Genomic DNA, 12,402 nt, shown 5'->3' with positions numbered 1-12,402 from the left:
CTCTTGATGCTTGATACCCTATGTCAGGATTCGACTTCAGCTTCTGCTTCAGCGTCGTCGTGAAGTTCGGTCCGACGAATCTTCCCAGTCACAGTCTTTGGCAGTTCTTCGCGGAACTCGATTTCGCGTGGGTATTCGTGTGCTGAGAGCTCTTCTTTCACGTAGCCCTGAATGTCTTCTTTGAGGGGGTCGGACGGCTCCGCGTCCTCGCTCGGCACAACGTAGGCCTTGACGATGTTCCCCCGCGCTTCGTGTGGTTTGGGGACGACGGCCGCCTCAGCGACCGCGTCGTGTTCGCCCAGCGAACTTTCGACTTCGAATGGCCCGATTCGGTAGCCGGAAGAAAGGATCACGTCGTCTGCACGCCCCTCGAACCAGAAGTAGCCGTCCTCGTCTTTGTGGGCCAGATCGCCCGAGAGATACCACCTCCCGTCTGGACCGTCGATGAACGCCCGCTGTGTCTTCTCGGGCTTGTTCCAGAACTCAGCGAAGAAACACGGGTAGTCGCCCCGCTGCGCTATCTCGCCCGTCTCGCCGGGGTCCAGAACGTCACCACTCTGCGGGTCGACGATATCGGCTTCGATCCCGGGGAGCGGTTTCCCCATCGACCCGGGCCGGAGTTCCATCGTTGGATAGTTGTTGATAATCATGTTCCCGGTCTCGGTCTGCCCGTATGTATCGAGAATCGTGACGCCGAGTTCGTCTTCCCCCCACTCGACGACGCCGGCACTGAGCGGTTCGCCGATAGAGAGAGCATGACGCAAATCAAGGTCGACATCGGCAAGCACCTCGTCGTTCTCACGGAGCATCCGGTACGCCGTCGGGACTGAGAACAGAACGCTGATCGGGTACTCATCGAGCAGGTCAGCCCACTCGTCGGTGTCGAACTCGCCCTCGTACGTGAACAGCGACGCACCCCAGAACCAGGCACCGAGTGTGTTGATTGCACCAGTCAGCCAGCCGAGGTCGCCGGTCGACCAGTACAGATCGCCGTCCTGAAGATCAACGGCGTATTTCTGCGTTGCAGCGACCCCGGCGATCCAGCGCTGCTTGTGGAGGACGCCCTTGGCCAGCCCTGTCGTCCCTGAGGTGTAGTACAGCAGTGCGTCGTCTTCCCCGCTGGTCTCTGCGACCTCATAGGCCGTACTCGCGCCGTCCAGCGCGGTATTGAAAACAACGTCATCAGCGGGTGCCCCACCCCCGCGGTCAACAGTGATTACGTGTTCGACCGCGGGCGCATCGTCCAGTGCGTCTTCGACCGTGTCCCGGTTGTCAGTCGTGGTGACGACGACTTTCGCGTCACAGTCGTCCAGACGGTACGAGATGCCGTCGGGGCCGAACCGCTCGTTGACGCTTCCCCAGACAGCGCCGTGTTTGAGCGTTCCGACCAGCGCCACGTAGTGCTCCGGGATTCGGGGCATATACGAGAAGACCCGGTCACCCTGCGCCACCCCGAGGTCGTCGAGGACGTTGGCAAACTGGCTTGAGCGGTCAGCAAGCTCCCAGAACGTCATTTTCGAGAGGTCTCCGTCGGTCCCGACCTGATAGAGTGCGACCTGGCCCCGGTCTGTCGCGTGTCGGTCAGCGACTTCGTGCCCGATGTTCAAGCTATCCGGTGCGTCCCAGTCCGCTTCCGCGTATATCTCGTCCCAAGTGAACTCTTGCCGTGCTGCGTCGTAGTCGGGGAGGTTGTGGCTGGTCGCCATACACCGCTCGGAATACCGGTTTCCGGTATAACTGTACCGGTTGGTTTTTGCAATTAATGTGTTGAATATATTTTCCTTTTCCTCCTACAAAGGAATTATATGCTTGCCGTATTGCGTAAACAGGACCGATTACAACATATTCAAAGATATATACACTCCAGAAACAAGTTCAGTGGGGCGATTCGTTTTCAGTCATCACTCCGGGAGCGATATCGGATTCGTTCCACAGGACACGAGCCACGTCGCGGACACTACTTGGGAACGAGTTCTCGAACGTGACTCGCGGGGCGATATACGTTTCTTTCCAGCGTGGGTCCCACGCTGCATTTACGTACAGACGTGACCCGGTTTCGTTGTCCCGTCGATAGTGTGGCCGAGTCGCCGCCGGTGCGTCCGGTTCGCTGAACATCCAGTCCCGTGCCGGATGAGATTTCAGCCAGAAATCAGCCAGAACACGGCCGAAGTCCTGTGGCGGAACGTCTTCGTCGACAATAACCACTGTGTCGAAAAGCGACGAGAACGAAAAGAGAATGTTCGCGAGTTGCCACTCGAACCCGCCGTAAAGTATGTCACTAGCCACGAAGCAGATACCGAGTTCGGCCTCTGCCGGCAGCATAACCCATTCCACTGGCGATATTCCCCAGTAGTTGTTGAGCCGGTCATAAAGCGTTGCCGCGGTCGCAAGCCCTGTGAGCTGGAGATCATCTGCGAGCGGGCAGCCGACCGGAGAGATGGGAATAACGGGGTTTTCAGTAGTGCGCACGGACTCGACCGACAGTGAGAGCGGCCCGCTCGCAACCACATGCTCCCAGCCCTCTCGGCGGTCGGAGCGGAAGTCAGGCTGGCGGTCCGCAACCGTCGTCTCTATGACGGCCTCCGTCGCGCTCGGGACGAGTCCGCCGTTGGTCGGGACGAGCGGGACGGTTCCGGTCACTCCGCAGGACTGGATCGGTGTGGCAGTTTGTCCGGTGACAGCAAGCACGTATGCCGTCGTGATCGCGGCCGGCGGCACACCGAGCGCGATCGCCATCGTCGTCCCCGCAGCAACAAGCGACGACAGCGCGTCCGGGACGCGAACTCTGAGCGTGTCGCCACCCACAACCGAGCCGTGGACCGGCGCCCAGTGTGTGCCGTCAGCGGTCGAGACCGATGCAACACCCAGGGTCACCGCTGGCCATGTCTCAGTTTCGCCCTGCGGGAACTGCAGGTCCTGTAATTCGATATCTGTCCCTGAGGCTGCCTGACCTGTGTATGTCGGCTCCGGGTTCTCGCCGGCGGGACCGAGGTCGCCGATTGTCTCTAATAGGTCAACGAGCGCGGCTTCCGGGTCAAGGCCGAGACCCAGCGACAGCCGCGACCACGGCCGCGCCTCGCGGTGCTGTGTCTGGTCCGGACCGCTGAACACACCGCTAACTAGGTCTGTACCCGTGGACCGCTGGAACCGAAGCGCCGGCCCACTCGCTCGGAGCGCCTCCGCCGCAAGCGCGTCAACCGGGATCTCGAATGGGCCGTCGAGTCGAACGAGGTCGTCGTCGCCGGCCAGTCCACGAACGTACTGCGTGAACGGGATCACTGTGATTTCGCCTCCCGCTCATCGAGTCGGTCGAATCGCGCAGCGTCCAGTCCCGCTTCGACCAGCCGTTCCTGCGCTCGCTTCCGAGTTTCTGTGGTCGTCGTCTCCGTCGTCTCACCGTCAGTCGTCGCGTCGATGTATGCTTTCGCTGTCTTGGCCTTCGAGGTCCCGACGTCCGCACTGCCCTTTTCGTCGGGCGTCTGGTAGATATTGAGCGGTACTTTCGGCATCCGCTCGACGCCGAACTGGTGGAAGTCAGCGTCTGGGTCGGCCTCAAGCGCAATAGCTGTCAACACTGCCCGCGGGTCAAGCGGGTCGACAGCAGCATCGACAAATACGAAAAAGTCGATGTGGAGCATCCCCCACGTCGTGAAAATAAAGTTCGCCAGTTCGTGGAGATAGCCCGGATACGGTCGGTCCGTCGCAATAACCCAGACGGTGCGGGACGTGAACCGCCACGGGACCGCCATCGCAACGTCGAATCCAGCGGCTCGGAGCCCGACAGTCGCATCAGGGCCGGCTGCGACGAGTCGGAGCGTGCTGGTCGAGTTCTGCCCGTATCCGACGCCGCTCCCCTCGACGCAAAACGGTATGCGCGGTTCGTCCCGGTGAGTGATCGCATCGACCTCGAACACCGGCATAGAGCGCCGCGGGCCGTTCATGTAGCCGAAGTAGTCTCCGAACGGTCCCTCGTCGAGTCGGTCGTCGGGTCGAACGTGTCCTTCGAGAACTAGCTCGGCCGTCGCCGGGACGTACAGGTCATTGGTTTCGCACTGGACGAGGTCCACAGGCGCGTCTTTCAGACCGCCCGCGAAGGCCGCTTCGCTCCGTCCCGTCGGGATCCACATATCTGCAGTACTCTCAACGGTGGGTTCCGAACCGATGACGACCGCGACTGGCATCGGTTCGCCACGCGGCTCGTAGTCGTAGTAGTAGCGGTTGGGAACCTGCTCACCGGCCAGTAACAGCAGACTGGCCCGGGAGCTGTCGTGGATCATCATGCGATGGCTCGACCAAGTCCCCCACTCCGTGTCGGGGTCCGGTGCGACGATGGTGTGGTGATTCGAGTACCGTCCCCCGTCACCCTCGTGAATATACGGCCACGGGAACGACAGAAGGTCAACCTCGTTTCCCGTCCGCACTGTTTCCTTGCAGGGGGCCTCGTGGCTCGCGACAGTTCGAGGCGCTGTCGGTGCGTTGAGGCGATCAATCACTCGGTCGTAGTACGTACGGCCCGAAAGACCGTCTGGGAGATCCAGTGCTTGTGCGAAGTGATTCCAGGGGCGAGCCTGAGGGCCGCGGTACGGGTCCCCAACCAGTTTCGACTCCGTCTCTATCCCTGTGATAGACTCGAAGACAGGAATCGGTCCGTCACGGATATTGGCAAGCATCGTGGCTGCACTCGCTTCAAGATCCCACGACACTGGCTGGTCGAACGGACGGAGCCAGCCGGTCGTGTCGAGCAAATCGAGGTACTCACGGAGGGAATTAACGGGCATCTGTCACTCCTGTTTTTCCAGGACGCGCCTGAGCGGGTCGTCATCAAATTCGCGACGGACCTCTGCGTAAGCGTCAAGCAGTGCCGGTCGTTCCGTGGCGAGGTGGTCGAACGCGATTTCCCGAAGCGCATCGGACGTCGACTCGTACTCGCCGGTCTCGACGAGATACTGCAAGAGTACTTTCAGATCGTCAGAGCGGGTATTGAGGATATTCGACGCCGTCTCCTGTTCAGCTGCCAGATGAGCGACTAGCTCGTGATCGATACCGGTCTCGTCAGTCTCGTCAAGTAATTCAACGTATCTGGTCTCACTGACACTCTCGTGCGGTCCGGCGACGATTGTTAGGGGTTCCGGGTCAGTGAGTTCAGCAGGGTCCCTGGCAATCCGAACGCGCGCTTCGAAAATTCGCTTCGTCTGCGCATCCGTGATCTGCAGTGTGGTTTCGGTCTGTGCGTCCTCGGGAAGATGGTCCGCTGACGTGATGTAGTGGCTCGACATTACCTGCCCTCAGTTGGATTGCTGATGTTCTTAGCAACCTCTTGTCCCAGTGGCAAATATCTACCGTCGTGGAGCCATTGTTGTCCCGGTCACGGACTGAGTAACGTGAGAAGGTGAATCGTGGTCCCACCATCTGCAGGCGGAGTTGCGTTACACCTCCACCCCACTGGGTCCGCTGTTTGACCGGGAGCTAGCAGCTTCTTGCTCTCAGAGCCATAGTCGAGTCCAGAAGTACCAGAAACAAGTGCCAAAGGCTGATCCAGACAGGTATGGACATTGTGGAACTCCCGGCAGAAGAGGCTGCAGTCCGTCGCTTTATTGAGGCGCTCTGGCTCCCGTACTACCGCGAACTCGAAGCGACCGTCGATGCATTCGCACTCGCTGACGATGTCGACCTCGTCGCGGAGGAGCTTCCGTTCCGCGTCGACCGCATCGACTCGGCGGACTATCGAACGTGGATCGCCGTCGATGGATCCACTGATGGGACTCCCCTCGCCGATGTCGACGGTGAGTTTGCCGGATATGTCGCAGCCGAAGTCGACGAGACACCGAGCGTCTTTGACCGCCCCGACCGACTGGTAATCTGTGATATCTACGTCGGCGAATCGTATCGCGGCACTGGACTGGCAGATGACCTGATCGACCGCCTCAGGGACTGGGCACACGACGCCGGGTGCGAGGAGTTCAGTCTCGATCCGCACGTCGACAACGACCGAGCCAACGCGTTCTACGAGAAGCACGGATTCAAGCGGACGAAGTATCAAATGGTGGCTAGCGTAGACGACCCGACAGACCGAGAGTGATCACAGTCCGTCGGAAACAAGCCCACAGAGAAACTGCTTCTAGTTTCGCTGTCTCGGAAGCGGCTCGGGTCCCGACACAGGACGAGCACTTCGTCTCAGACCTGATCGTTGATAACATCGGCAACGCGCTGATAGTCGAACAGGCGCGCCGCTTCGAGTACGTGATCTCCGAGACCATGCCACGCACCGAACTGTCCGGCGAAGATAAATATCGGTAAGATACCTCTCGATATACGGATCGGCATAGGAGCGGCACCGGCGTATCACTCACGCCGTCATATCGTCGTGATGTACGCTTCGACGAGTGCCGCCTCGGCTTGGCGCAGCCTGTACGAGACCGTCGAGCGCGGCCAGCCGAGTTCCGTTGCGATATCGTCGAGGGTCGTCTCGCGTGGCGTCTCGTAGTATCCCTTTTCCGCAGCTAGTTCGAGCACCCGGCTCTGTTCCGGCCGAACGGAAACTGAATCAAACAGGGTGAGCAACGGGCCAGCCGCGTCGCTCACGTGGTCGAAGTGAAAAGAGAGCCCGTCCTGAAGGACGCCACCCAGTGTATCGTACAGCATGCCGACTTTCTTGTCATCCTCCATGAGGATGCGCCAGCGCTCGGTGTTCTCTTGCCGGGTGATCTCGAAGAGGAGTGCGCCGTTAATATACCGGTTCGTGATTGTTGGCACCGAGTCGCAGTGGACGAGATCCTCGAAGTAGCTGTAGACGAGACTGCGCTGGGAGCCGTTTTCGAGCACGTCACTGTAGTGGCGGCCGCCGCAGGGGCGGGCGCTGATGCTCAATTGATTGTACGTCGAGCCCGTCAACAGCGCTGTCGCGTCTTCCACGACAGAAGTAGGACCCGTTATTCGATCCAGCCGCCAGAGTTGCGCGTTCCCCATCGAACAGAGAAACGTCGTCGAACGGGCTTCTGGTGTCTCAATGAACAGATCCATTAGCTCGTCGACGCCGTCGTCGTACCGGATCTCGAAGACAAACTCCCGCATCTATTCTGCTTTGCGTGTGGACAGTACAGTCAATTTCGGTTCTGGCTGTTCGTTTGCAGGGTGGTACCCAGACGGCGTCTATGCTGAACTGTCACCGTCCCTCTACGCGCTTGTCGCAGGACAAGGTAAAATACAGGCGTTCAGGGTCACAACGCAATCATATGAGCAACACTGCCGCTGATGACTCCCTTCCGTGGTTCGTCAAAGTTGTTATTGCGATAGCGCTGTTGATAATACTCTTCATCATTGGTATCGATCTGCTAACGTTCGCCGCAGCCTGGTAGCGGTGTCTGTCGGTTCCAGTCTGAAACCGTCCACCGGCCACTGCAATCTTCGCGCGGTTGTCAGTCGTCAAAGGTAGAACTATGTGTTTATGTTAAGTAGCAGTAGACACGACAGCACTACGACCGACCGAACTGGGATCTACAATGAGTGGCCAACCGAATCAGCCACAACGGGTCAAGGACGCGCTGGTCACGCCTGAGTGGCTTGAACGTCGACTCGATACCGTCGCATCTGATTCGCCGGACCTGCGACTCGTCGAAGTTGATCTGAGCACCGATTTCTATGCTGAAGCGCACATCCCCGGGGCGGTTTCTATCGATTGGCGACAACACCTCCAGCACGAGACACGACGCGACATCCCATCGAAAGCGGCGCTCTCAGACCGCCTTGGCACACGCGGCATCACGGAGCAGTCGACGCTTGTTCTCTACGGGGACAGCTCGAACTGGTTTGCGGCGCATCTCTACTGGATGCTTCAGTACTACGGCCACGAGGACGTGTCTCTCCTCGACGGGGGCCGGAGACACTGGATAGAGTCAGGGCGACCGACGAGCGATAGCGTTCCGTCGTACACCTCTCGGTCGTATCGGCCGCGCGGCCCGTGCGAGCGCGTGAGAGCGTATCGTCACGACGTTCAACGAGCACTGTCCAAGCCGACCGCGCTCGTCGATGTCCGGCTTCCCGAAGAGTACGACGGGACTATCCTCGCACCGCCGGGGATGACGGAATCCGCACAGCGAGGTGGGCATATTCCCGGCGCAGCGAACATCGTCTGGTCCAAGAACCTCCGCTCTGACGGTCGATTCAAGTCTCTCGAAGCACTCCGTCGGGTCTACCGCGAGTATGATATCGACAGCGACCGCGACGTAATCGTCTACTGCCGGATCGGCGAGCGGTCGTCGTTGACGTGGTTCGTGTTATCTGAACTACTCGGTTATTCCTCGGTCAGGAACTACGACGGGGCGTGGACTGAGTGGGGGAACCTCGTTGCTGTTCCCGTGGCAACTGGCCGGCCATAGCGGGGATACACCGATACCTCTGTTGCTGCTCCGAGTTGTCACAGGCCAAGCGGAAGACTAACTCACGGAAGCCGTGACTGCCTGGTATGTCTTCGATGCCTGTTTCCCGGTTGCCACTCATCGGGCTGCTCGCAATTCCGTTCGTGGCCGCGTTCGTGGTCGTCCTCGAACCAGTTGCGTTCCTGGCAGTCATAAGTACGGTCCTTATCGTCGTCGCTGTTCGGGTCATGTTCGGCGCGGGTGATCTCACCGCTCTTGAGCGTGCGGTGAGCCGACTACGATGATGTCCGGTGGTCACGGTACAGTGGCGGTAAGTGGAGACATCGGCCTCGTCGTCTTCGCCTTGATTGGACTCCTCGGCGGTGCGCACTGTCTGGGGATGTGCGGACCGCTCGTTACCCTGTACGCCGACCGGTTAGGAGACGACGGCTCAGTCGCCTGAGCAGAGGTCCGCCAGCACCTCCTGTTCAATTTCGGACGAACGGTGAGCTACGCGTTTCTCGGCGCACTCATGGGGCTGCTCGGGACCGTCGTCTATGACACGGCAGCAGTCGTTGCGCTGGCAGATAGTTTTCGGGCGGTCGCCGGAATCGCTCTTGGGGGGTTCATCATGGTGACCGGGGGGCTGTACCTCCGGACAGGGACGGCGACGGGTGCTAGTGCGAGTTTCGGGGCCGGATCACTGCTGTGGCGCTTCAGCACGCGATTGCACCAGCACGTCGACCAGTGGGTCGGCGGTCCGCGTATCATCGCCCTAGGTGCGGTTCACGGTATTCTCCCGTGCCCACTCCTCTATCCGGCGTTTCTGTACGCCTTCACTACTGGGTCACCAGCATATGGTGCGCTTGCACTGTCCGTGCTTGGACTCGGAACCGTCCCTGCGGTGTTTGGGTACGGTGTCGCGTTCAACTCGATTTCACCACGATTTCAGTCACACCTACATCGTGCGCTCGGGGCAGTGTTTCTCGTTTTGGGGTATCTACCGCTGTCGCATGGACTGCTGATTTTCGGTCTGACGGTTCCACATCCATCGGTTCCCATCTACCAGCCGCTAGGCTAACCCGCCGAGCGAGTGGGTCGCCGCGCTCAGTTCATCAGCACCGTCGCTCCGACGATAGCCCAGCGCCGAGGGCAGCCGTCAGGTGTTGCGGACTTGTCCTGTGACAAGGGAGGTTACAATTCCATCGGGTCGAAGAAGACGAAACAGTATGGGTACTACAGCAAACCGATCAGGGACCGCGAGGCCGCAATCCGGCTGCGACCGATTGCATAGCTGTCGACGCATCCGTAGAGTGGTCTTCCGAGGGGCATCGTCAGCGGCCGCACTCGCGTCTGTCGGCGCTGCAAGCGCACAAGAGGCGGGTGCTGGCACCACAAGCGGGGGTAGCGAGTCCGGGCTCTTCGTCACGGTAGTGGCACTGGGGCTTACAGGGCTCACTATCGGCGCGATATATCTACTGAGCTGGCGAGATAGACCGGAGCCGTCGTTTTCTCCCGCTTCGCCAACCAACGAGCGAGTCGCCAGTCCACACACTGGTCAGATGTTCGAGTCCGAAGTCCCAGAACGCGAGACAGAGTCGGTCGACCACGACGCGTTCGACCCCGTCGGGACCGGACTGCTACTCGTGCTGTACTTCGTGGTCATTTCGCTGCTGTGGCTGTTCATGTACTTCATCGAATTCCTCGGTAACGGGCCATCGGTGGTGGGATAACATGCACGTCCACAGGTTCGAACGGCTGTGGCTGGTGGCCGCGCTCGCGATGATTGTCCTGTTCATCGGCACTGTGACCTACGGCGCTGTCGGCGCCGGCTACGGGATGGTTGATGACACCGGTGGCCAGGTCGACCCAACAGACGCGACGGCCAGCGAGAACTTCCGAGAGCCGGGTGTGTACAACGGCAGCGAACCGGGCCACTACGACGTGTATATCGAAGCGAAGCAGTTCCTGTTCGTCCCCGGGACGAGCGACCCGGTCCGAGTCCCGGCAAACAGCACCGTCACGTTCCACGTGACAAGCACGGATGTAGTCCACGGCTTCGAGGTCGTCGGCACGAACATCAACACGATGGCCGTGCCCGGACAGGTAGCGACGGTGACTGTCGAGTTCGATGAACCAGACGAGTACGGACTCGTCTGTAACGAGTACTGCGGAAGCGGCCATCACACGATGGCAGGGTCGTTGCACGTCGTTCCGGCCGCGCAATTTAATCAGACCGAGGTGAACTGAGATGGCACACCCACACAAATCAGAACAGCCACAGGCCTACGAGAGCGACACGGCACAACTGTCGGACCGCCTCGCCTTTGTCGACAAGTTCCCCAGCGCTGCGCGAATCACTCGCCTCTCGATGGGGGTTTCGTTTACCGCACTGACTATCGGTGCGCTCTTGGGTATCGTTCAGGCGCTCCACCGAACGAACGTCTTTCGGGGCGTGATCAGCTCGGCCGATTATTACTCCGTGCTGACAGGCCACGGCGTCTTGCTCGCGCTGTTTTTCACTATCTTCTTCCTGACAGGCATCTTCACATGGGGCACGAGCCGGAGCCTCGGCAGAGAGCTGCCCTCGCCGCGGTTTTCCCTGGTGTGGTTCCTGCTCATGCTCTCCGGAGCAGTGATGACGGCAACGGCCATCTTCGGGGGACTGGTCGGCCAGATCCCGTTTTCCGCGGACGTGTTGTACACGTTCTACGCGCCGCTACAAGCTCACCCGCTGTTTTATGCCGGGTTGGCGGCCTGGCTCGTTGGGACGTGGCTCGCTGGAGCCGACTGGATACGTGCCTACTACCACTGGCGGCAGGACAACCCCGGGGAGCGTATTCCGCTCCAGATGTTCATGATACTGACGACGATGCTGATGTGGTACATTGCCACTCTCGGCGTCGCCGTCGAAGTGGTGTTCTTCCTCCTCCCGCTCTCGCTCGGCCTCATCGAGAGCGTGGACCCGCTGTTGACGCGGACACTGTTCTGGTTTTTCGGCCACCCTGTCGTCTACTTCTGGCTGATGCCGGCGTACTTCGCGTGGTACACCGTCCTCCCGAAGCTCTCCGGCGGGCGGCTGTTCAGTGACCCGCTCGCACGAGTCGTGTTCATCCTCTTTCTCATCCTCTCGACGCCGGTCGGCTTCCACCATCAGTACGCTGACCCCGGCGTGCCAGAGGGGTTCAAGTTCATCGCCATGACCAACACGATGTTCCTGTTGCTGCCGAGCTTCCTCACCGCGTTCACCGTCGTCGCGAGCATGGAGTACGGCGCTCGCCAGCGTGGCGGGACCGGCTATCTGGGCTGGCTGAAGGCGCTTCCGTGGGGGAACCCGGCCTTTGCCGGCTGTGCACTCGCCGGCATCATGTTCGCCGCCGGCGGCTTTTCCGGCATCATCAACGCCGGAATGAACATCAACTCCCTCATCCACAACACACTGTGGGTTCCCGGCCACTTCCACCTCACCGTCGGGACGGCCAGCGCCCTGACCATGATGGCGATAAGCTACTGGCTCTACCCGCAGATCACCGGGAAACGGCTCCAGTTCTACGGCATCGCGCAGGTACAGCCCTACGTCTGGTTCATCGGGATGGGGCTGATGTCGAATGCGATGCACCGCGCAGGACTCGCCGGTGTCCCCCGGCGGACCGCAGAACCCCAGTACCAGCAGTTCGACTTTATGCCGGTGCTGGGGTCGATGCTAGAGATGCGTCTACAGATTGCTATCGGTGGGTCGCTGCTGACGCTCGGGGCGGTCATGTTCGTGCTTGTGATGGCCGGAACTTGGCTGGCTGAGCGGGGTCGCGGTCGGCTGCGCGTCGACAGCCACCTCCCCGAACCTATCTCCGGACCGTCCGACAGTCCGCGGGTGCTCGACAACGTCAGGCTCTGGTTCGTCATCGCTGTCGTGCTCGTTGTCATCGCCTACGGATTCCCAATCTACTCGATGGTCGCTGACGGCGCGCTGAACCCCGCGGCACCGCCGTTCCCGGTCTGAACATCGGACGGGATCACAGACCGCTCCGACGTGTCACGCGCCGACCGG

At 60.3% G+C, this 12,402-nt stretch carries 13 protein-coding genes and 1 pseudogene; 8 read left to right on the top strand and 6 right to left on the bottom strand.

The window, feature by feature from the left end; genetic code table 11:
* Positions 1–23: 23 nt before the first annotated feature.
* The 4 genes from AMS69_RS09105 to AMS69_RS09090 form a co-directional block, all read right to left on the bottom strand.
* On the bottom strand, positions 24–1,706 hold the full coding sequence (locus AMS69_RS09105) for an acyl-CoA synthetase (protein ID WP_053967737.1): 1,683 nt from the start codon (positions 1,704–1,706) through the stop codon (positions 24–26).
* A 169-nt stretch (positions 1,707–1,875) separates the two neighbouring features.
* The gene (locus AMS69_RS09100; RefSeq protein WP_053967736.1) at positions 1,876–3,279 is read right to left on the bottom strand and encodes a UbiD family decarboxylase domain-containing protein; all 1,404 of its coding nucleotides are present in this window, start codon (positions 3,277–3,279) and stop codon (positions 1,876–1,878) included.
* Positions 3,276–4,778 (bottom strand): UbiD family decarboxylase, encoded by a 1,503-nt coding sequence (locus AMS69_RS09095; protein WP_053967735.1) that lies wholly within the window; start codon positions 4,776–4,778, stop codon positions 3,276–3,278. Before AMS69_RS09095 ends, AMS69_RS09100 begins: the two co-directional genes overlap by 4 nt.
* Before the next feature lie 3 nt (positions 4,779–4,781).
* The gene (locus tag AMS69_RS09090) at positions 4,782–5,276 is read right to left on the bottom strand and encodes a hypothetical protein (RefSeq protein WP_053967734.1); all 495 of its coding nucleotides are present in this window, start codon (positions 5,274–5,276) and stop codon (positions 4,782–4,784) included.
* A gap of 269 nt (positions 5,277–5,545) precedes the next feature.
* Between AMS69_RS09090 and AMS69_RS09085 the strand changes: the two genes are divergently transcribed.
* Complete coding sequence (locus AMS69_RS09085; protein ID WP_053967733.1) at positions 5,546–6,079, top strand: GNAT family N-acetyltransferase; 534 nt, start codon at positions 5,546–5,548, stop codon at positions 6,077–6,079.
* 95 nt (positions 6,080–6,174) lie between these two features.
* Here AMS69_RS09085 and AMS69_RS20130 read toward each other — a convergent pair whose 3' ends face one another.
* The gene (locus tag AMS69_RS20130; protein ID WP_155119943.1) at positions 6,175–6,324 is read right to left on the bottom strand and encodes a hypothetical protein; all 150 of its coding nucleotides are present in this window, start codon (positions 6,322–6,324) and stop codon (positions 6,175–6,177) included.
* Positions 6,325–6,354: 30 nt separating this feature from the next.
* Positions 6,355–7,071: a helix-turn-helix domain-containing protein gene (locus AMS69_RS09075; RefSeq protein ID WP_053967731.1), complete on the bottom strand. Its 717-nt coding sequence runs from the start codon at positions 7,069–7,071 to the stop codon at positions 6,355–6,357.
* Between the two features lie 161 nt (positions 7,072–7,232).
* Here AMS69_RS09075 and AMS69_RS21075 point away from each other — a divergent pair, with 161 nt between their 5' ends.
* From AMS69_RS21075 to AMS69_RS09045, 7 genes and pseudogenes are all read left to right on the top strand, one after another.
* On the top strand, positions 7,233–7,355 hold the full coding sequence (locus tag AMS69_RS21075; RefSeq protein ID WP_255410218.1) for a hypothetical protein: 123 nt from the start codon (positions 7,233–7,235) through the stop codon (positions 7,353–7,355).
* A 144-nt stretch (positions 7,356–7,499) separates the two neighbouring features.
* Positions 7,500–8,375, top strand: coding sequence for a sulfurtransferase (locus tag AMS69_RS09070; protein ID WP_053967730.1), 876 nt, complete (start codon positions 7,500–7,502; stop codon positions 8,373–8,375).
* An 86-nt stretch (positions 8,376–8,461) separates the two neighbouring features.
* Entirely contained in the window at positions 8,462–8,659 is a 198-nt protein-coding gene (locus AMS69_RS09065; protein WP_053967729.1) for a hypothetical protein, read from the top strand.
* Positions 8,656–9,435: pseudogene (locus AMS69_RS09060) on the top strand (sulfite exporter TauE/SafE family protein). Before AMS69_RS09065 ends, AMS69_RS09060 begins: the two are co-directional and overlap by 4 nt.
* A gap of 481 nt (positions 9,436–9,916) precedes the next feature.
* On the top strand, positions 9,917–10,087 hold the full coding sequence (locus AMS69_RS20845) for a hypothetical protein (protein WP_053967728.1): 171 nt from the start codon (positions 9,917–9,919) through the stop codon (positions 10,085–10,087).
* A 1-nt stretch (position 10,088) separates the two neighbouring features.
* Positions 10,089–10,604: a cytochrome c oxidase subunit II gene (locus AMS69_RS09050; RefSeq protein WP_053967727.1), complete on the top strand. Its 516-nt coding sequence runs from the start codon at positions 10,089–10,091 to the stop codon at positions 10,602–10,604.
* 1 nt (position 10,605) lies between these two features.
* Complete coding sequence (locus AMS69_RS09045) at positions 10,606–12,354, top strand: b(o/a)3-type cytochrome-c oxidase subunit 1 (protein ID WP_155119942.1); 1,749 nt, start codon at positions 10,606–10,608, stop codon at positions 12,352–12,354.
* Positions 12,355–12,402 lie beyond the last annotated feature (48 nt).

This window comes from Haloarcula rubripromontorii (assembly GCF_001280425.1).
In the GTDB taxonomy this organism is placed as follows: domain Archaea; phylum Halobacteriota; class Halobacteria; order Halobacteriales; family Haloarculaceae; genus Haloarcula; species Haloarcula rubripromontorii.
This window is presented reverse-complemented; position numbering and strand designations above follow the sequence as displayed.

Bases quoted from the DNA above. Each gene is read 5' to 3' on its own strand.
- AMS69_RS09085 (WP_053967733.1), top strand. From the start codon at position 5,546: ATGGACATTGTGGAACTCCCGGCAGAAGAGGCTGCAGTCCGTCGCTTT.
- AMS69_RS09045 (WP_155119942.1), top strand. From the start codon at position 10,606: ATGGCACACCCACACAAATCAGAACAGCCACAGGCCTACGAGAGCGAC.
- AMS69_RS09065 (WP_053967729.1), top strand. From the start codon at position 8,462: ATGTCTTCGATGCCTGTTTCCCGGTTGCCACTCATCGGGCTGCTCGCA.
- AMS69_RS09075 (WP_053967731.1), bottom strand. From the start codon at position 7,071: ATGCGGGAGTTTGTCTTCGAGATCCGGTACGACGACGGCGTCGACGAG.
- AMS69_RS09050 (WP_053967727.1), top strand. From the start codon at position 10,089: ATGCACGTCCACAGGTTCGAACGGCTGTGGCTGGTGGCCGCGCTCGCG.
- AMS69_RS09105 (WP_053967737.1), bottom strand. From the start codon at position 1,706: ATGGCGACCAGCCACAACCTCCCCGACTACGACGCAGCACGGCAAGAG.
- AMS69_RS21075 (WP_255410218.1), top strand. From the start codon at position 7,233: ATGAGCAACACTGCCGCTGATGACTCCCTTCCGTGGTTCGTCAAAGTT.
- AMS69_RS09095 (WP_053967735.1), bottom strand. From the start codon at position 4,778: ATGCCCGTTAATTCCCTCCGTGAGTACCTCGATTTGCTCGACACGACC.
- AMS69_RS20845 (WP_053967728.1), top strand. From the start codon at position 9,917: ATGTTCGAGTCCGAAGTCCCAGAACGCGAGACAGAGTCGGTCGACCAC.
- AMS69_RS20130 (WP_155119943.1), bottom strand. From the start codon at position 6,324: ATGCCGATCCGTATATCGAGAGGTATCTTACCGATATTTATCTTCGCC.
- AMS69_RS09090 (WP_053967734.1), bottom strand. From the start codon at position 5,276: ATGTCGAGCCACTACATCACGTCAGCGGACCATCTTCCCGAGGACGCA.
- AMS69_RS09070 (WP_053967730.1), top strand. From the start codon at position 7,500: ATGAGTGGCCAACCGAATCAGCCACAACGGGTCAAGGACGCGCTGGTC.